Raw genomic sequence first — 18549 nt, forward strand, 5'->3', positions numbered from 1 at the left:
GTCTCGACCCCGACAGAATGCCTAGCCATCCAGCGTCTATCGCAACTGGAGGAAACCCCCTATGCGTAGACCCCATGGGGTATTCGCCGGGCTCCTGAGCCTGGCGGCGCTCTGCGCGACTGGCTGTGCGGCCGAGGCCGCGACGCAGGGCTCAACCGCGGCGCAGGGCTCGGCCGCACAGCAGGGCTCGGCCCCATCGCCCGGCTCAGCGGCGGCGCAGGGCTCCGCGGTGTCGTCGGAGACCTCGTGCCGCGTGAGCGTGGCCAAGCCCAGGCTCAGCGCCAAAGGCAAGATCACGTCGTTCGCCACCCGGCGTGGCTGCGACAGTCCGGCGCTGCTGCGCATCCGCATCCAGCGCGCCGTCCCCGGCCCCGACCGCGTCGTCAAGAGCGGGGCCACCAGGAACGGCCGCGTCACCCTGGTGCTCGCCTGCAAGCCCGGCACCTACTACGCGTTCGCCACCGACTACCGCGGCCGTACCGTCAAGTCACGGGCTGTGAGACTGGCCTGCGCCCCCGTCAGCACCCCCACGCCCACTCCCAGCCCCAGCGGCACACCCACCAGCCCGGCCCCCTCCACGGGAGGGGTGGGCACGGCCTTGGAGAACGAGGTCCTCAGGCTGACCAACGCCGAGCGGGCGAAGGGCGGCTGCGCGCCGCTCAAGCTCGACCCGCTGCTTCGCGCGGCCGCGTTCGGCCACTCCTCCGACATGGCGAAGCAGGGCTACTTCGACCACGCCTCCAAGGACGGCCGCGATTTCATGGACCGGATCAGGGCGGCCGGCTTCTCCGGAGGCAGGGCCTTCGCCGAGAACATCGCCTTCGGCCAGCCCACCCCGGCTTCCGTGGTCGAGGGCTGGATGAACAGCCCGGGCCACCGGGCCAACATCATGAACTGCGCGTACAACCTCATCGGCGTCGGCGCCGCCAAGAACGCCCAGGGCCGGATCTACTGGACCCAGGACTTCGTCGGCAGGTAGCCGCGTAGCCGGCCCATCTCGCCGGCGATGGTGGCCAGGGTCCAATGGGCGTTCAGCCCGCTGGGATTGGGCAGCACCCAGACCCTGGCCCCGCCGACGAGCTCGTCCTGAGGGCCGATGCGGGCCTTGGGGCGGGCGAAGGCCGTCCGGTAGGCCGAGATCCCCAGCACGGCCAGCACCTTGGGCGCGGCGTCCGCCACCTTCGCCGCCAGTGCCAGACCGCCCTCGGCCAGCTCCTGTCTGGTCAGCTCCGACGCCTTGGCACTGGGGCGGGCGACGATGTTCGTGATGCCCAGGCCGTACGAGGGGAGAAGGTGCTGCTCGGAAGGCGCCAGGAGGCGCGGCGTGAAGCCGGACAGGTGCAGCGCGGGCCAGAAGCGGTTGCCGGGGCGGGCGAAGTGGTGACCGGTGGCCTCGGACATGAGGCCGGGATTGATGCCGCAGAACAGCACGTCGAGCGAGGGAGCCAGCACGTCGTCAATCACGTGCCGGAGATTAGCCCATGTCTTCGAGTTTGCGGCCCTTGGTCTCCCGCACCCACTTGGTGACGAAGAGGAACGACAGCAGGGCGAAGAACGCGTACATGGCGTAGGTGGCCGGCAGGTTCCACTGCGCCAGCGCCGGGAACGACACCGTGATCGCCCAGTTGGCGATCCACTGCGCTCCCGCCGCGACGCCCAGGGCGGCGGCGCGGATGCGGTTCGGGAACATCTCTCCCAGCAGCACCCAGACCACCACACCCCAGGACAGCGCGAAGAACAGCACGAACACGTTGGCCGCCACGAGCGCGATCGGCCCCTGCGGGTCCGGCAGCGTGACCGACTTCCCGGCCACGCGGCCGGCGCTGAACGCCCACGACGCGGTGGCCAGCGCGACCGTCATCCCGGCCGAGCCGATCAGGAGCAGCGGCCTGCGCCCGATCTTGTCCACCAGCGAGATCGCGATGAACGTGCCCACAATGTTGATGATCGAGCTGGAGAAGCTGATCAGCAGCGAGTCCGCCTGGTTGATGCCGACCGACTGCCACAGCACTGACGAGTAGTAGAAGATCACGTTGATGCCCACGAACTGCTGGAACACCGACAGGGTGATCCCGATCCAGACGATCGGCAGCAGCCCGGACCCGGGCCCGCGCAGATCCTTCACCGTCGGCACGCGCTGGGTACGCAGCACGTGCTGGATCTCCGCGATGCGGGCGTCGAGGTCCACGTCCTCGCCCTCGACCTCGGCCAGCACCTCGCGCGCCTTCCTCGTGCGCCCCGACATGATCAGGTAGCGCGGCGACTCGGGGATGGTCAGGGCGAACACCAAGTAGAGCAGGGCGGGCACGAAGCAGGCGCCCAGCATCCACTGCCACGCCTGCAGGGCCCATACGTCGTTGTTCACGTTGCCGCCGGCCAGCTGGACGATCAGGTAGTTGACGAGCTGCGAGACCGCGATGCCGAGCACGATGGCCAGCTGCTGGAACGAGCCCAGCCGTCCCCGATAGGCGGGCGGGGCCACCTCGGCGATGTACGCGGGGCTGATCACCGACGCCATGCCGATCGCGAAGCCCGCGACCACGCGCCAGAGGGCGAGGTCCCAGAGGGCGAACGGGAGCATCTGCCCGATCGAGCTGATCGCGAACAGCCCCGCCGCCACCTGCATCGTCCTGGTACGCCCCAGCCGGTCGGCCAGCCCGCCGCCCGCCCAGGCCCCCACGGCGGACCCGAGCAGCGCGATGGCCACCACGAACCCCGTCCGGACCGGCCCCACCTGGAAGTACTTCTGGATCCCGACGACCGCGCCGTTGATGACGGCGCTGTCATATCCGAACAGGAACCCTCCGATGGCCGCCGCCGCCGTGATGAACACGACGTGGCCCAGATGCTCGTGATGGGTGTACTTGGCAGCCATGCAGGTCCTCCCCCGAGGTGGGGGACACATACCCGCAGGTCATGCCGCTAAAGCCGCGGGTCGACCGGCTCGGACTCCAGTGCCAGCACGGCGAAGACCGGCTCGTGCACCCGCCAGCCCGCCTCCCCTTCGGCCAGCCGCGACAGCGCCTCCAGCCCCAGCGCGTACTCGCGCAGCGCCATCGAGCGCTTCTTGCCCAGGAAGCGCCTGCGCAGCACGTCGAGCGACTCGGTGTAGTCGGGGCCGTAGATGATGCGCAGGTATTCGCGCCCGCGTACCTTCACCCCCGGCTGCACCCGGCCGGGCGCGTACGTGGCGGGCTTGACCACCATGCCCTCGCCGCCCGCCGCCGTCAGCGACTCCCACCACGCGGTCGCCTCCGCCCGGGACTCCGGCGAGTCGAGCGTGACGAAGACATGCTGGGTAGGGGTGATCAGCGGCGAGTCGAGCACCGCCAGCGTGGACAGGTGCCAGCTGTGCGGCTCCAGCGCCGTGGCCCGCCCCTCGCAGGCCAGGATCTGGAACGGCGCCAGCTTGATCCCCTCCAGGCCGTCGACCGGCCAGCAGTAACGCGCATAGGCCTCGCGGAACAGGGCAGCGTTGTGGGAGCGGCGGCGGGTGCGATGCAGCAGATCGCCCACATCCAGCCCGCGCCCGGCCGCCGCCTCCAAGGCCGCGACCGCCTCGGGCAGCGCGGCGCGCGCGGCCGCCCCGACGGAGGCGTACTGCGATCTGATGAGCTCGCCGGCCTTCGCCGACCAGGGCAGCAGCTCGCAGTCGAGCACCACCCAGTCCGAGCCGAGCTCGGCCCAGAGCGGCTCGCACGCCTCGCGCAGCCGCGTGACCAGTGGCGCCATGTCGTCGAAGAACGGCCGCCCGGTGCGCGTGTAGACGGCGCCCGCGCTGCCGTCCGTCACCCCGAACCTGGCCGCCGCCACTTCCGGCGTTCTGGCCAGCACGGCGACGGCCCGGGAGCCCATGTGCTTCTCCTCGCACACGACCGAGCGCACGCCGGCGGCGGCGAACTCCTCGAACGCCTCGTGCGGGTGCTCCAGGTAGCCGTCCAGCTTGGACGTCTCCGGCGGCGCCATGGTGGGCGGCAGGTAGACCAGCCAGCGCGGGTCCACCGCGAACCGGCTCATGACCTCCAGGGCGGCGGCCGCGTTCTCCTCAAGGACCTTGACCCGGGGGCCGAAGCCGGTCTCGACGTACCGGGTGCCGGTCACGTCGTTGATGTCCAGCATGCCGGGATCGCGGGCCGGGCCGCCGAGTGGCTTGGCCGGCTCGTACCAGACCTTCTCCGCGGGGACCTGGACGATCTGGCGCTCGGGGTAGCGCAGCGCGGTCAGGTGGCCGCCGAAGACGCAGCCGGTGTCGAGGCAGATCGTGTTGTTGACCCATTCGGGGCGGAGTGTGGGGGTGTGGCCGTAGACGACCATGGCTCTGCCGCGGTACTCCTCGGCCCACGGGTAGCGGACCGGCAGGCCGTACTCGTCGGTCTCGCCGGTCGTGTCGCCGTACAGGGCGAAGGAGCGCACCCGGCCGGAGGCGCGGCCGTGGTAGGCCTCCTTGAGGCCCGCGTGCGCGACGACCAGGTGGCCGCCGTCGAGCCGGTAGTGGCTGCGCAGGCCGTCCATGAAGGACCTGGCCCGCTCCACGAACTCGGGCGGCTGCTCGGCGAGCTGGTCGAGCGACTCCTGCAGGCCGTGCGCGACCTTGACCTTGCGCCCGTTGAGCGCGCGCACCAGCTTCTGCTCGTGGTTGCCGGCCACGCAGATCGCGGTGCCCGCCTCGACCATGTCCATCACCAGGCGCAGCACGCCGGGCGTGTCGGGCCCGCGGTCCACCAGGTCGCCGACGAACACGGCGGTGCGGCCCTCCGGGTGCGCGAGCCCCTCTGGCCGGCGCTGCCAGCCGAGCCTGCCCAGCAGCGTCTCCAGCTCGGAGCGGCAGCCGTGGATGTCGCCGATGATGTCGAAGGGGCCCGTCAGCTCGGTCTTGTCGGACCACGCCTTCTCGTACGTGATCGCCGCGTCGTCGATCTCGTCGAGACCGCGCAGCACGTGCACCCGCCTGAAGCCGTCGTTCGAGATCCTGCTCAGCGAGCGCCGCAGGTCCTTGCGCTGGCGGATCACCACGCCGCGGCCGAAGTCGCGGTCGGGGCGCACGGCGTTGCGCTCGATGGCCACCTCCTCCGGCACGTCGAGCACGATCGCGTCGCACAGCACGTCGTGCTGCCTGGCCAGCTCGATCAGGCTCTTGCGGGCGGCGTACTGAACGTTGGTGGCGTCGACCACGGTGAACAGGCCCCTGGCCAGCCGCACGCCGACGATGTGGTGCAGCAGGTCGAACGCCGCGGGGGTGGCCGCCTGGTCGTTCTCGTCGTCGGCGACCAGGCCGCGGCAGAAGTCGGACGAGATGACCTGCGTGGGCTTGAAGTGCTTCCTGGCGAACGTCGACTTGCCGCTGCCCGAGACGCCGACGAGCACCACCAGGGACAGCTCAGGAACGCTGATCACGGGTGAACACTCCCATCTGGGTGGGCGGGCCGACCTCGGGGTCGTCGTCGCCGACCGGCTCGAACGCGACATGGTAGCCGTACTCGCCGGCCACGCGGGTGGCCCAGGCGGCGAACTCGGCGCGGGTCCACTCGAAGCGGTGATCGCGGTGGCGCAGCCCGGTCAGGAACTCATAGCGGACGTTGTACTCGATGTTGGGCGTGGTGACGAGCACGTGCCAGGGCCTCGCGTGGCCGAACACGACGTTTTCGAGCGCGGCCAGCCGGGGCGGGTCGACGTGCTCGATCACCTCCATGAGCACCCCGGCGTCATAGCCGGACAGGCGCTTGTCGGTGTACGTCAGCGCGCCCTGGAAAAGGGTGAGCCTGGCGCGCTTGCTGTCGGGCATGCGGTCGAGGCGCAGCTTGCGGGCGGCGATGGTGAGCGCCATCGACGACACGTCCATACCGCTCACCCTGGCGAACCTGGGCCTGCCCAGCAGCGCGCCGACCAGCTCGCCCTGTCCGCAGCCCAGGTCGATCACGCTGACCGCGCCCAGCTCCTCCAGCTTGGCCAGCACCGCTTCGCGGCGGGTGATGTTCAGGGGCTTCCTCTTCGTGGCCTCTTCCGGGGAAGCCTCGCCCTGGACCTCGGCCTCCGCGGCGGCCGCCTCGTCGGCGGCGGTCTCCCCGGCGGGCGCGTCCTCCTCGACCGCGGGCTCCAGCTCCTCCTCGGTCTCGTCGCCCAGCTCCGCCAGCCGCGCCAGCGCGGTGCGGGCCAGCGCCCAGCGCCGCCCCAGGTAGCGCCGGGTGATCAGGCCGCGGTCGGGGTGGCCGTGCAGCCATCCCTCACCTGCCCTGATCAGCTTGTCGACCTCGTCGGGCGCGATCCAGTAGTGCTTGCCGTCGTCGAGCACGGGCAGCAGCACGTACAGGTGGTTGAGCGCGTCGGCGAGGCGCGCGGTCCCGCGCAGGGTGAGCCGGACATAGCGCGACTCACCCCACTCGGGAAAGCCCTCGTCGAGCGGCAACGCCTGCGCGTCCACCTCCCACCCGAGCGGCTCGAACAGCCGCGCCGCCAGCTCCGGGCCGCCCCGGCAGGGCAGCGCGGGCAGCCGCAGCTCCAGCGGCAGCGGCGTGCCGGGCAGCTCCGGCCTGGCCTTGCACCGGCCGGCCCGAGCGGTGCGGAACACGTCGGCCAGCGCCACGGCCAGCAGCGACGAGGCCGCGTAGGGGCGGTCGTTGACGTACTGCGACAGGCTGAAGTCGGGCGAGCTCTTGCCGCGCGACCTGACCAGCGCGATCGGGTCCACCTCGAGCATGAGCGCCGCCGTGCAGCGCTCGTCGTCCGCCTCGGGGTAGAACACCCTGGCCGTGCCGAACGACTGGCCGAACTCCTGCACCCGCTCAGGATGCTTGTGCAGGAGGAAACCCAAGTCGGTGGCGGGCCTCGCGGTGGTCGTGATCGTCAGCAGCACGCCCCAAGTCTGCCGTACCCCCGCGAAGCACCGCCATTCGATTACTAGACGTGCGGCAGCACCTCGGCGGCGATCAGCTCCAGGTGCTCCAGGTCCGACAGATCCAGGATCTGGAGGTAGAGCCGCTCGGCGCCCAGTTCGGCGAACTTCCCGATCTTCTCCAGCACCTCGGCGGGGGTACCGGCCAGGCCGTTCTCCCGCAGCGTGTCGGGGTTCTCGCCGACGGCGGCCGCGCGCCGCTCGACCTCGGCCCGGTCGCGGCCCACAATGGTGGTCTGCGCCACCGAGTAGACCAGGCTGCGCCCGGTGGTCTCGCAGGCCTCGCGCACCCGCCCGAACCCCTGCGCCGTGTCGGACAGCGTGCGGAACGGCAGGTTGTACTCGTCCGCGTACGCCGCCGCCAGCCGCGGCGTGCGCTTGGCGCCGAAACCGCCGATGATGACCGGCGGCCGGGGCCTCTGCACCGGCTTGGGCAGCGCGGGCGAGTCGGCGACCCGGTAGTACCTGCCCTCGAACGAGAAGCTCTTCTCCGCGGCCCACAGGCCCGTGATGATCTCGAGCTGCTCCTCGAACCGCCCGAACCGCTCGTTCTGCGGCGGGAACGGGATGCCGAACGCCGCGTGCTCGGCATCGAACCAGCCGGTGCCGAAGCCCAGCTCGACCCGGCCGCCGCTCATCTGGTCGACCTGCGCGACGCTGATCGCCAGCGGCCCGGGAAACCGGAACGTGGCCGGCGTCACGAGGGTGCCCAGCCGGATCCTCGAGGTCTCCCTCGCCAGCCCTGCGAGGGTGATCCACGCGTCGGTGGAGCCGGGGCCCGGGTCACCGGGGCCGATGCGCATGTAGTGGTCGGAACGGAAGAAAGCGTCAAAGCCCAGCCGTTCGGTGGCCTGGGCGACGGTGAGCAGGTCGTCATATGTCGCGCCCTGCTGGGGCTCGGTGAAGATCCGCAGCTTCATGACGCCATTATGCGTACACAACGGACGCGCGCCGGAAAAGCCCCGCACGGAGGCCCGCGTGCTTGCTAGCGTTCACGAAAGCGCCGGTACGTAGCCGACTGATCACACGGGGTTGCCCATGCCGCGGCGGAAGAGGGAGCCAGGCACGCTCCCGCGCCCACTCTCGATCCTCAGCGCGCTCGTGCTCGCCGGCGCCACCGGAATGGTGGTGCGGATGCTCCCCGCGGGCGCCAGTCCCGCGCCGAAGCCGCCGCCGGTGGTGAGGCAAACCCCTGCCGCCTCGCCACCGGTGGCCGACGAGCCGGCCGCCGGGTTCGTCGAATTCGTCGACACCGCCCGCGAACCCGGCTTCGACCTGTCCAAGGAGTCCCGGCGCACCGGAGTGCGCCACTACGCGCTCGGCCACCTCGTGGCGGGCGACGACGGCTGCGTACCCAAATGGAACGGCCCGTCCGGCTCCGGCCCGCTCGACCCCGGCAAGAACCCCGTGGCCAACCGGATCGGCCGGCTCAGGGCCATGGGCGGCGACGCCGCGCCCGTGTTCGGCGGCCCGGACGGGCGGGAGCTGGCCGACACGTGCGCCAGGCCCGGCGGGCTGGCGGCCGCCTACCGCAGGGTGGTCGGGGCGTTCGACGCCGCCGCCGTCGACTTCGAGGTCCGCGACAGCGACGACAAGGCCGCCGTGCTGCGCAGAGCGCGGGCCATCTACGCCATGCAGCGCGAACGGCCGCTCCAGGTCAGCTTCACGCTGCCGTTGGGACAGGACGGGCTGGACGCGGGCGACGTCGCGATGCTGCGCGCCACCCGCCAGGCGGGCGCCGAGGTCGGCACCGTCAACCTGCTGGCCGAGATCGAGCCGCGCGGCTCCGCCGACGGCCGCCTGCACCGGGTGGCGGACGCCGTGCTGGCGGCCAGGGACCAGATCGCGCAGGCCCAGGGCCTGACCGACCCCGACCAGGCGTGGAGGCGCATCGCGCTGACCCCCGTACTGACAGGCTCGGGCGACCTGAACGAGGTCGACGCCCGCACGCTGACCGAGTACGCCACCCGCCACGGGCTGGCCTGGCTGTCGCTACGCGGAGTCGCCCCGGCGCCCGACGTGTCGCGGATCCTTTGGCGAGCCCTTCCCTGAATATAGGATTTCCGAGACCGATGAGGGTTCCGGCGGCAGGGGGAGGACGTGATGGCGGCGCGTCCGGAGACGGCGCGAAAGCTCCTGCTCCTCTGGATGGACGCCGCGATCGGCCTGTTGGGCCTGCTGATGGTGACCCTCACCGTGCTGCATGCCACGGCCGGCCGCATCAGCCCGCTCAACGCCACGATCACCATCGCGTGCATGCTCGGGTTCTTCGGGCTCTTCCCCTTCCTGCTCAGGGACGCCTACGACAGCAGGCCGGGCCGCCCGACGCCCAAGCTGATGATCGCGACGCTTTTCACGGTGGTCTCAGTCGTGTTGCTGCCGCACCACCCGCTGGGGGACACGCCCAGCTGGCTGGAGCTCGGCGTGGTGTGGTTGTCGATCGCGGCACTGTACGTCCCGCTGACCGTGACCCTCGGCCTGGGGGTGGCCGTGGTGGGTCTGGTCAGCGGCTACGTCGTGGCCATCACCGACCGGTCCTGGCCGGACGTGCTGATCCCCGAGACGCTCAGCGCCATCGTGATCACCGCGTCCATGCTGCTCTGGCGCTGGCTCTGGTGGACGATCAGGGACGCCCACGACAGCAAGGAGGCGAAGGCCCGGCTGGCGGTGTCGGAAGAGCGGCTGCGTTTCGCCCGCGACCTGCATGACCTGCTCGGGCACAGCCTGTCGGTCATCACGTTGAAGAGCGAGCTGGCCGCCAAGCTGGCGACCAAGGACGCCGGGCGGGCGGCCGACGAGATGGCCCAGGTGCGCCGGCTGGCCGGCGACTCGCTGGCCGAGGTGCAGCAGGCGGTGCACGGATACCGGATGCTCGACCTGGACGAGGAGCTGTCCGGCGCGCGTGCCGCGCTCGAGGCGGCGGGCGCCCGCTGCGTGATCGACGCCAGGGCCGACGGCCTGTCGCCGGCCGCCAGAACACTGCTGGCGTGGGCGGTTCGCGAAGGGACCACGAACGTGCTGAAGCACAGCACCGCCACGCGCTGCGCGATCACCATCGACGGCGGAGTGCTGGAGATGCTCAACGACGGGGTGCCAGGGTGGACGCCCGCCCCGGGCAACGGCCTGCGCGGCCTGTCGGAACGGCTGGCCACGGCGGGTGGCTCCTTCTCGGCAGAGCCCACCCCGACCGGTGAGTTCCTGCTGCGCGCGGCGGTGCCGACGTGATGCGGCGCGCGACGAAGCTGGACAAGCTCCGCTGGCTGATCGTCTACTCCACCGACGTCATCCAGCTGGCCTCTCTAATCGGCTACTACGACCTGTATGTCCGCTGGCAGCTGGGGGTGCCCATGCCGGTGCTCGTGACCGGCGCCGTCCTGCTGCTGACCTTCAACGTGCTGGCGACGCGGCCGTTCAGGGTGGCCATGAGAGGCGGCTCGCGGCCGACGGCGATCCTGGCGGTGACCGGGGTGCTCAGCCTGCTCCTGGCGGTCATCGGGCTCATGTGGGCCATGCCGACGTGGCTGGCGACGCTGGCGCCGTTCGTGCGCAGGCGCACCGCGGTCGTCCTGTCGGTGGCGTCCGTCGTGGCCTTCAACCTCTACGTGGGGCTGCTGAGCGGGTTCGTGCCGGCGCTGGTCCTGGCACAGGCGCTGCTCACCGCCATCAGCGTGGGCGGCGTGCTGATCAACCTGTGGCTGTGGCGGGTGGCCAAGGAGGCCCACGAAGGGCAGGAGGCGCGGTCGAGGCTGGCGGTGTCGGAGGAGCGGCTGCGCTTCGCCCGCGACCTGAACTCACTGCTCGGGCAGAGCCTCACCGACATCGCGGCCCGGACGGAGAACGCGTCGCGCACGCTGCCCACCGACGCTCGCGCGGCCGCCGAGGAGATGTTCGCGGTACGCGACCAGGCCAGGCGGTCGTTGCGCGAGGTCCGCTCGGTCGTGCAGAGCTACCGGGCCGTCGACCTGGACGAGATGCTGTCCAGCGTGCGCGCGGTGCTGGAGGCGGCGGACGTACGGTGTACCGTGCACGCGGAGACGGGCACGCTGTCGCCGGAGGCCCGCACGCTGCTGGCCGCGGTCGTGCGCGAGGGCGCGACGAACGTGCTCAAACACAGCAAGGCCGAACGCTGCACGATCACGATCGAGGACGGGGTGCTGGAGATGTCCAACGACGGGCTGAGCGGGCCGGTCAGCGAGCCCGCGCCGAACGGCCTGGCGGGGCTGGCCCAGCGCGTGCGAGCGGCGGGCGGCACCCTGGAGGCCTCGCCGACTCACGAGGGCCGCTACCTGCTGCGGGCGGCGGTGCCGGCATGACGACCCGGGTGTTGCTTGCGGACGACGAGCACCTGATCAGGGGCGCCATCGCGGCCCTGCTCGACCTCGAGGAAGGCATCGAGGTCGTCGCCCAGGTGGGCAGGGGCGACGAGGTCGTGGCCGCCGTGGCCGAGCACCGGCCTGACGTGGCCGTGCTCGACATCGAGATGCCCGGCATGGACGGCCTCAGCGCGGCCGAGCAGATCAGCTCCCACTGCAAGATCATCATCCTGACGAGCCTGGGCCGCCCCGGCTACCTGCGCAGGGCCATGGCGGCGGGCGTGGGCGGCTTCCTCGGCAAGGACGCTTCGGCCGAAGAGCTGGCCATGGCGATCCGCAAGGTCCAGGCCGGCGGCCGCTACCTCGACGCCGAGCTGGCCGCTGCGGCGATGGCCGCCGGGGACAGCCCGCTGACCGAGCGTGAGCGCGACGCGCTCCGGCTGGCAGGCGACGGGGCCACGATCTCGCGGATCGCGGCCGAGCTGCACCTGACCGAGGGCACCGTACGCAACTACCTGTCGAGCGCGATGGCCAAGCTCAACGCGCAGAACCGCCTGGAGGCCATCAGGACGGCCCAGCGTATGGGCTGGCTCTAACCGCACGCGCCGTGAACCTTCGCGGCGTCCACCGGGAGCTCGCGCACGACGGCGGTGGCGGCGAGGACGTCGTAGGCGTACACGCGGCAGCGGCTCCTGCACGTGCCGCCCGGCTATCGCATCAGGCTCCGGGCCTCCGCCAGCAGGTCGACCTGCGTCCGCCAGTCGCCGCCCGATATCCCGATGATCGCGTGGCGGGCCCCCGCCTCGCGGTAGGCGGCGAGCTTCTCGGCGGCCTCCTTCGGGTGGCCGGTGAGCGGGATCTCGACGACCTCCTCCTGGGGGCGCCCGTAGGCGGCGCTGATGCCTGACGCGATCTCCTCCCGGGACGGAAGGCCGGGTCCGGTACCCAGGGCGCCCGCGCCGCCGATCGCGATGACCGGCGTGGGGCGGCCGTGTTCGGCGGCCAGTTCGGCGAGGCGTGCCCGGCCCTCGGCCACCTCCCCGGGCGAGATCAGGGACGGGAACCAGCCGTCGCCCAGCCGCGCGGCCCGCCGGATCGCCGCCGCGGACGCGTTGCCGACCCACACCGGGGGCATCGCGGCAGCCGGGGCCAACCGGACCGGCGGCTCGCCAGGTTCGTCCGGCAGCATTACCTCCTCACCCGCCAGCAACCGGGGCAGCAGTTCCAGGGCCGTGTCGGTACGGCGGCCACGCGAGCCATAGGGCACTCCGGCCGCGGCCCACTGCCCGGGCCCACCGCCCGAACCCACGCCCAGCACGAGGCGGTCGCCGGAGACGTGCTGCAAGGACGCGATCTGCTTGGCGGCCCAGGCGAGGGGCCGGATCGCGGGGATGAACACGCTCGTGCCGACCCTGACCTCGGCGGTGGCCGCGGCCGCGATCGCCAGGGCGATCGGGCCGTCCAGCGTCGGCCCGCCGATGGCCAGGTGGTCGCCGTGCCATACGCCGTCCAGCCCGGCGTCCTCGGCGTGCCGGGCGGCCGTTGACAGGTCGATGCCGTCCCGGCGCTGGACGTCGACCCCGGGCAGCACGACGCCGATCTCGAAGCTTTCCATGCGCCCCACTGTGCAACCTCAAGCGAGGTCGAGGTCAACATCCGCGCGGAATTACCGGGAGGGGAAAAGCTCCGTGCGCCTGCTGCAGGCCGCCTGAGCTGTGGGAATTCAGGAAGGCATCACGTGGGGAAGCTCGACACTTGGCCTTCCCCACGTTAGCCTTGCTTCATTCGCATGTATCTCCACTACATGCGACGCCGTTTAGTCGATCATGGCTCTTACAGCGCCGATCGCTATGACAACGGCGGCCAGTATCACGAGAAACCGTACGGTCCGGGGTGTTGACTTGATCGCATCCCGGACTATGCGTCCGAGCTCTTGCACGATCGTGGTCCCAAAGCCCGATGGATCGCACATCCTGGTATCACCTCCCCCCGGATTGGTCCCCTGACCTGCACTGTTCCTCCTTTCTCAATCTTGATTCCACGGTGCATGAGGGTCTACCAATCTGCAAGCAGCCTTCACCCGTTTCTCCGCCGGTGAAAGTAAATTTCACTATGGGGGCGAGTCAGGAGACAACAGGCCGCTTAATGAACGGGAGCACGCCCATTCCGCCCGGCGTCCTGACACGTCGTGGTACCGGTATTAAGGCGCCCCGAGACTCGCTGTCCGAAGAACTTCCCGAGCAGGAATCCGAGCACGATAAAGACCACGCCGCCCACGCCGATCCGATCGGCTCGCGTGCGCCGTCTATGCCGCAGCGTGTTCTAACTCTTGACCAGCAGCGCCACGCACTCCACGTGATGGGTCATCGGAAATGCGTCAAAAGCCCGCAAATCAGAAAGGGTGTAACCGCGCTCCGCCAGCCAGGCCAGATCCCGCGCCAGCGTGGCCGGGTCGCACGACACGTACACGATGCGCAGCGCGTCCATCGAGGAGATCCGCTCCACCACCTCGCGTCCCAGCCCGGAACGGGGCGGGTCCACCACCACGATGTCCGCGCGCTCGATCTGGAAGCGGTCCAGGGCCTCCTCGACCCGCCCCCGCTCCACCTGGGCCTGTGGCAGGTCGCGAAGGTTCGCCCGGGCGTCGCGCACGGCGGCCGCGTCGGACTCCAGGCCGAACACCGCGCCGGACGGCCCCACGGCCTCGGCCAGCCCGGCCGCGAACAGCCCCACCCCACAGTAGAGGTCGAGCGCCCACTCCCCCGGCTCCGGCGCCGCGTACGCCAGCACCGCGTCCAGCAGCGTCTCGGCGGCCCCCGGGTGCACCTGCCAGAAACCGCTGCCCGCCACCCGGAACTCCCGGTCGCCCACCTGCTCGCGCAGCACCCCGGAGCCGCGCCGCGGCACCGTACGGCCCTTGCCCTGGTCGAGCAGGACCGAGGCGGACGCGTCGAGATCGGGCACCGTGACACTACGGCGCGGCCTGGGCGCGACCACCACGGCCCGATCGCCGGCGGAGGACGCGATGACCTCCACGCCGGACGCCCCCGGCCAGGAGCGCTCTTCGGCCCCGACCGCCTCCACCTCGGGATGGGCGATCAGGCAGGCGTCCACCACCTCGATCTCGTGCGAGCGGTGCCGGCGGAAGCCCAGCTCGCCGCTGGGCGTGGCGGCGAACTGCACCCGCGTGCGCCAGCCGAGCCCGTCCTTGGCCCCCGGCACCTCCTCCACCACGACCTCGCGCGAAATGCCCGCGAGCCGCTGCAGCTGCTCGGCCACGACCTGCGCCTTGAGCCGCCGCTGCGCCTCCGGCGTCGCGTGCTGCCAGTCACAGCCGCCGCACCGCCCCGGGCCCGCGTACGGGCAAGGCGGCACCACCCGGTCGGGTGAGGCCTCCAAGATCTCCACGGCGTCGGCGCGCAGGAACCGGGCGGTCTCCTCGGTGACGCGGGCGATCACGCGCTCGCCGGGCAGCGCATGCCGTACGAACACCACGCGCCCTTCGTGGCGCGCCACACACCAGCCGCCATGCGCGACCGGACCTACCGTCAACTCGAGAGATGCCTGTTCCACAGGAACACCCTATGCCCGGAGCTGCTCCTCATCTTTGACGGTCTCGTGCCAGGGCCGGCGCACGGCCCCGGGAGCGAACGGTTCGGGCCTGCCCTTGAGCCGGTCGGAGGAGTGCAGCTGCCAGGGCACGCTCGTCACCATGACCCCCGGCTTGAACAGCAGCCGGGCCTTCAGCCTGAGCGCGCTCTGGTTGTGCAGCAGGTGCTCCCACCAGTGGCCGACCACGTACTCGGGGATGAACACGGTCACCACGTCGCGCGGCGAGCGCCGCCGCAGGGTCTTGACGTAGTCGAGGATGGGCTGCGTGATCTCGCGGTACGGCGAGTCGAGCATCTTGAGCGGCACCGGGATGCCCCGCCGCTCCCATTCCTCCTGCAGCTTGCGCGCGTCCTCGCCCTCGACGCCCACCGTGACGGCCTCCAGCGTGGACGGCCTGGTGGCGCGGGCGTACGCGAGGGCGCGCAGGGTCGGCTTGTGGATCTTCGAGACGAGCACGATCGCGTGGTTGCGCGCGGGCAACATGGCCGGCTCGTAGTCCTCGGTGACCTCCAGCTCGGCGGCCACGTTGTCGTAGTGGCGCCTGATGGCCTTCATCATCAGGAACAGGATCGGCATCGCGATGCACACGATCCACGCCCCGACCAGGAACTTCGTCAGCAGCACGACAACCAGCACGAGCCCCGTCATGATCCCGCCGAAGAAGTTGATCACGCGGGACCGGTGCATCTGGTGGCGCACCTTGGGGTCGGTCTCGGTCTTCAGGTGGCGGGTCCAGTGGATGACCATGCCGGTCTGGCTGAGCGTGAACGAGACGAAGACCCCGACGATGTAAAGGTTCAGCAGGCGGCTGACGTCGGCCTGGAAGCCCCACAGCAGCAGGCACGCGCCGGCCGCCAGGATGACGATGCCGTTGGAGAAGGCCAGCCGGTCGCCGCGGGTGTGGAGCTGGCGCGGCAGGTAACGGTCCTGCGCCAGGATGGAGCCGAGCACCGGGAAGCCGTTGAAGGCGGTGTTGGCCGCCAGGAAGAGGATCAGCGCCGTCACCGCCGAGATCACCACGAACGGCAGCGACCCTCCGCCGAACACCGCGTCGGCCACCTGGGAGATGATCGGCTGCTGATAGTAGCCGGGCCCGACGGGCGTGCCGTCGGGCCTGAGCAGGTCCTCGGCGACCACGGACGGCTCGGCGATCTTCACCCCGGACGCCAGCCCGAGCGCGATGATGCCGCCGAACATGGTGACCGCGACCAGGCCCATCATCAGCAGCGTCGTGGCGGCGTTCTTGCTCTTGGGCTTCCTGAACGCGGGCACGCCGTTGCTGATGGCCTCGACGCCTGTCAGGGCGGCGCAGCCCGAGGAGAACGCGCGCAGGATCAGGAACGCGGCGGCGAAGGTGGCCAGGTTGGTCTGCTCGGGCTGGATGGTGAAGTGGGCGCTCGGCGCCTGGAGATTGTCACCCAGCACCAGCAGCCGGAACCCGCCCCAGGCGATCAGGATGAGGACGGCGATCATGAATGCGTACGTCGGAATGGCGAAGGCGACGCCGGACTCACGGATGCCGCGCAGGTTGACCACGGTGAGCAGGATGACGATGGCGATGGCGATGGCGGGCTTGTGCTCGCCCACGAACGGGATCGTGGCGCCGACGTAGTCGACGCCGTTGGCGACGGACACCGCGACGGTCAGCACGTAGTCGACCAGGAGCGCGCTGGCGACGGTGAGCCCGGCGTTCTTGCCGAGGTTGGTGGTCGCCACCTCGTAGTCACCGCCGCCGCTGGGATAGGCGTGCACGTTCTGCCGGTACGACGCCACGACGGTGAGCATCACGACCACGACAGCGACCGCGACCCAGGGGCTGTATGTATAGAAGGAGACGCCGGCCAGGGACAGGATGACCAGAATCTCCTGCGGCGCATACGCCACAGAAGAGAGCGCGTCACTCGCGAAAACCGGGAGTGCGATCCGTTTAGGCAGGAGTTGCTCGTGGAGTTGCCCGCTGCGTAGGGCCCGCCCCACGAGCATGCGTTTGACAAGATCCGTTACCTTCGCCACGTAACGAGATGCTAGCCCCATGCCGACGCCCTAAACGCGGCGCTCCCCCCTCGGGCCATACTGGTGTCCAGCAATCGGCCGACCGCGAACATGCGGGGGGAAATGCATATAGTGATCATGGGGTGTGGCCGGGTCGGCTCGACTCTCGCCCACATCCTCGAAGACAGCGGCCATTCCGTCGCCATCATCGACCGCGATCCGCAGGCGTTCCGGCGGCTGCGCGCCGGATTCCGGGGTCGGCGGGTGACGGGCATCGGCTTCGATCGCGACGTGCTCACCGAGGCCGGCATCGAGTCCGCCGCCGCGTACGTCGCGGTCTCCAGCGGCGACAATTCCAACATCATCTCCGCCCGTGTGGCCCGCGAGACGTTCGGCGTGGACAACGTGGTGGCCCGCATCTACGACCCTCGCCGGGCCGAGGTCTACCAGCGGCTGGGCATCCCCACGGTGGCGACCGTCCGCTGGACGGCCGACCAGATCATGCGCCGCATCCTTCCCGAGGGCACAGAGCCGCTCTGGCGCGACCCCACGGGCACCGTCATCCTGGCCGAGGTCACCGCGCATCCGGAGTGGATCGGCACCCGTGTCGTCGACCTCGAGGCGCGCGTCAGGGCTCGCGCCGCCTTCATCAACCGCATGGGTGAGGCCCTGACCATCACGGACGACACCGTGGTGCAGGAGGGTGACGTGCTGCACGTCATCGCCGCGGAGAACGACATGGACCGGATCAACAAGGTGCTCGCCGCGGCACCGGAAGAGGACGAGTGATGCGCGTCGCCATCGCCGGAGCAGGCGCCGTCGGCCGCTCCATCGCGGCCGAACTCCTGGAGAACGGCCACGAGGTCCTGCTCATCGACATCGACCCCCGGGCCATCAAGATCGACAGCGTGCCGCGCGCCGAGTGGCTCCTCGCCGACGCCTGCGAGATCGCCTCCCTGGACGAGGCCGGGCTCAACAACTGCCACGTCGTGGTCGCGTCCTCCGGCGACGACAAGGTCAACCTGGTCGTCTCGCTGCTGGCCAAGACCGAGTACGGCGTGCCACGCGTGGTCGCCCGCATCAACCACCCCAACAACGAGTGGCTCTTCAACGAGTCCTGGGGCGTGGACGTGGCGGTCTCGACCCCGCGCCTGCTGAGCGCGCTGGTGGAGGAGGCGGTCAGCGTCGGCGACCTCGTCCGCCTGATGACCTTCCGCCAGGGCCAGGCCAACCTGGTGGAGCTCACCTTGGCGGAGGACGCCCCCGTCGTCGGCCAGCGAGCGGGCTCGGTCCCCTGGCCGGTGGACGCGGCCCTGGTGGCGATCCTCCGCGAGGGCCGGGTCCTGGTGCCAACGGCGGACGATCCGCTGGAGGCGGGCGACGAGCTGCTGTTCGTGGCCAACCAGGAGGTCGAGCAGGAGCTCGCCCACCTCCTCTCCCAGCACTAGCCGGTACGCCCAGGACGTCCCAGGGTTCCGGAGCCTCCGGGGGTTCCGGAGGCGGAAAGCAAGGTCCTCGCGCTGGGAGGCGCTTCGCGCCATGCGAGCACTCGGGCCCTGCCTCCCAGGGGCTCCGCCCCTTCGACCCCGCAAAGGCGCGGTCCTCGCCCGGAGACGCGCTACGCGCGACGAGAGCTCGGGCTGCGTCCTGTGGGGGCAAGCCCCCACACCCCCAGGCGGGGACCTGCCGGTCCCCGCACCCCCGGACGCGACCCCCAATTACCGCGGGTAAACGCCATCCCGG

At 70.8% G+C, this 18549-nt stretch carries 15 protein-coding genes; 7 read left to right on the forward strand and 8 right to left on the reverse strand.

From position 1 onward, the window contains the following. The first annotated feature begins 61 nt into the window (after positions 1-61). Positions 62-979: a CAP domain-containing protein gene (locus ACQPWU_RS41840; RefSeq protein ID WP_433431212.1), complete on the forward strand. Its 918-nt coding sequence runs from the start codon at positions 62-64 to the stop codon at positions 977-979. Here ACQPWU_RS41840 and mug read toward each other — a convergent pair. Genes mug through ACQPWU_RS41865 form a run of 5 tightly spaced genes read right to left on the reverse strand, consistent with a single transcriptional unit; the run spans position 949 to position 7809 of the window. Further along, complete coding sequence (gene mug, locus ACQPWU_RS41845; RefSeq protein ID WP_433431213.1) at positions 949-1464, reverse strand: G/U mismatch-specific DNA glycosylase; 516 nt, start codon at positions 1462-1464, stop codon at positions 949-951. The genes ACQPWU_RS41840 and mug overlap by 31 nt on opposite strands. Positions 1465-1474: 10 nt before the next feature. After that, positions 1475-2875, reverse strand: coding sequence for a sugar porter family MFS transporter (locus tag ACQPWU_RS41850; RefSeq protein WP_433431214.1), 1401 nt, complete (start codon positions 2873-2875; stop codon positions 1475-1477). A gap of 47 nt (positions 2876-2922) precedes the next feature. Continuing rightward, entirely contained in the window at positions 2923-5466 is a 2544-nt protein-coding gene (locus ACQPWU_RS41855) for a polynucleotide kinase-phosphatase (RefSeq protein ID WP_433431215.1), read from the reverse strand. Continuing rightward, on the reverse strand, positions 5378-6850 hold the full coding sequence (locus ACQPWU_RS41860; RefSeq protein WP_433431216.1) for a 3' terminal RNA ribose 2'-O-methyltransferase Hen1: 1473 nt from the start codon (positions 6848-6850) through the stop codon (positions 5378-5380). The genes ACQPWU_RS41855 and ACQPWU_RS41860 overlap by 89 nt, the downstream gene beginning before the upstream one ends. A 44-nt stretch (positions 6851-6894) precedes the next feature. Then, positions 6895-7809, reverse strand: coding sequence for an LLM class F420-dependent oxidoreductase (locus ACQPWU_RS41865; protein WP_433431217.1), 915 nt, complete (start codon positions 7807-7809; stop codon positions 6895-6897). 118 nt (positions 7810-7927) lie between these two features. Here ACQPWU_RS41865 and ACQPWU_RS41870 point away from each other — a divergent pair, with 118 nt between their 5' ends. From ACQPWU_RS41870 to ACQPWU_RS41885, 4 genes are read left to right on the forward strand one after another with little or no spacing between them, the layout of a single operon-like run. Further along, positions 7928-8941 carry a hypothetical protein gene (locus ACQPWU_RS41870; RefSeq protein WP_433431218.1) on the forward strand — a complete coding sequence of 338 codons (1014 nt, stop codon included), beginning with the start codon at positions 7928-7930 and terminating at the stop codon, positions 8939-8941. 51 nt (positions 8942-8992) lie between these two features. After that, positions 8993-10114, forward strand: a complete 1122-nt coding sequence (locus ACQPWU_RS41875) for a sensor histidine kinase (protein ID WP_433431219.1) — start codon at positions 8993-8995, stop codon at positions 10112-10114. Beyond that, on the forward strand, positions 10114-11202 hold the full coding sequence (locus tag ACQPWU_RS41880; protein WP_433431220.1) for a sensor histidine kinase: 1089 nt from the start codon (positions 10114-10116) through the stop codon (positions 11200-11202). Before ACQPWU_RS41875 ends, ACQPWU_RS41880 begins: the two co-directional genes overlap by 1 nt. Further along, positions 11199-11798 carry a response regulator transcription factor gene (locus ACQPWU_RS41885; protein WP_433431221.1) on the forward strand — a complete coding sequence of 200 codons (600 nt, stop codon included), beginning with the start codon at positions 11199-11201 and terminating at the stop codon, positions 11796-11798. Before ACQPWU_RS41880 ends, ACQPWU_RS41885 begins: the two co-directional genes overlap by 4 nt. 113 nt (positions 11799-11911) lie before the next feature. On the opposite strand, the gene ACQPWU_RS41890 is transcribed toward ACQPWU_RS41885, so the two are convergent. The 3 genes from ACQPWU_RS41890 to ACQPWU_RS41900 all read right to left on the reverse strand — a co-directional run bounded on the left by ACQPWU_RS41890 (position 11912) and on the right by ACQPWU_RS41900 (position 16827). Further along, positions 11912-12817: an LLM class flavin-dependent oxidoreductase gene (locus tag ACQPWU_RS41890; protein WP_433431222.1), complete on the reverse strand. Its 906-nt coding sequence runs from the start codon at positions 12815-12817 to the stop codon at positions 11912-11914. Positions 12818-13524: 707 nt separating this feature from the next. Further along, positions 13525-14754: a class I SAM-dependent RNA methyltransferase gene (locus ACQPWU_RS41895; protein ID WP_433445420.1), complete on the reverse strand. Its 1230-nt coding sequence runs from the start codon at positions 14752-14754 to the stop codon at positions 13525-13527. A 30-nt stretch (positions 14755-14784) separates the two neighbouring features. After that, positions 14785-16827 (reverse strand): APC family permease, encoded by a 2043-nt coding sequence (locus tag ACQPWU_RS41900; RefSeq protein WP_433431223.1) that lies wholly within the window; start codon positions 16825-16827, stop codon positions 14785-14787. Between the two features lie 102 nt (positions 16828-16929). On the opposite strand from ACQPWU_RS41900, the gene ACQPWU_RS41905 reads away from it, so the two are divergent. Then, entirely contained in the window at positions 16930-17595 is a 666-nt protein-coding gene (locus ACQPWU_RS41905) for a potassium channel family protein (protein WP_433431224.1), read from the forward strand. Then, positions 17595-18254 carry a potassium channel family protein gene (locus tag ACQPWU_RS41910; RefSeq protein ID WP_345002424.1) on the forward strand — a complete coding sequence of 220 codons (660 nt, stop codon included), beginning with the start codon at positions 17595-17597 and terminating at the stop codon, positions 18252-18254. The genes ACQPWU_RS41905 and ACQPWU_RS41910 overlap by 1 nt, the downstream gene beginning before the upstream one ends. Positions 18255-18549 lie beyond the last annotated feature (295 nt).

It is taken from the genome of Nonomuraea sp. CA-141351 (assembly GCF_050944675.1).
In the GTDB taxonomy this organism is placed as follows: domain Bacteria; phylum Actinomycetota; class Actinomycetes; order Streptosporangiales; family Streptosporangiaceae; genus Nonomuraea.

Coding starts and splice junctions, on each gene's coding strand:
- ACQPWU_RS41850 (WP_433431214.1), bottom strand. CDS start 2,875: ATGGCTGCCAAGTACACCCATCACGAGCATCTGGGCCACGTCGTGTTC.
- ACQPWU_RS41855 (WP_433431215.1), bottom strand. CDS start 5,466: ATGTCGCGTTCGAGCCGGTCGGCGACGACGACCCCGAGGTCGGCCCGC.
- ACQPWU_RS41880 (WP_433431220.1), top strand. CDS start 10,114: ATGCGGCGCGCGACGAAGCTGGACAAGCTCCGCTGGCTGATCGTCTAC.
- ACQPWU_RS41875 (WP_433431219.1), top strand. CDS start 8,993: ATGGCGGCGCGTCCGGAGACGGCGCGAAAGCTCCTGCTCCTCTGGATG.
- ACQPWU_RS41870 (WP_433431218.1), top strand. CDS start 7,928: ATGCCGCGGCGGAAGAGGGAGCCAGGCACGCTCCCGCGCCCACTCTCG.
- ACQPWU_RS41890 (WP_433431222.1), bottom strand. CDS start 12,817: ATGGAAAGCTTCGAGATCGGCGTCGTGCTGCCCGGGGTCGACGTCCAG.
- ACQPWU_RS41910 (WP_345002424.1), top strand. CDS start 17,595: ATGCGCGTCGCCATCGCCGGAGCAGGCGCCGTCGGCCGCTCCATCGCG.
- ACQPWU_RS41840 (WP_433431212.1), top strand. CDS start 62: ATGCGTAGACCCCATGGGGTATTCGCCGGGCTCCTGAGCCTGGCGGCG.
- ACQPWU_RS41885 (WP_433431221.1), top strand. CDS start 11,199: ATGACGACCCGGGTGTTGCTTGCGGACGACGAGCACCTGATCAGGGGC.
- ACQPWU_RS41865 (WP_433431217.1), bottom strand. CDS start 7,809: ATGAAGCTGCGGATCTTCACCGAGCCCCAGCAGGGCGCGACATATGAC.
- ACQPWU_RS41905 (WP_433431224.1), top strand. CDS start 16,930: ATGCATATAGTGATCATGGGGTGTGGCCGGGTCGGCTCGACTCTCGCC.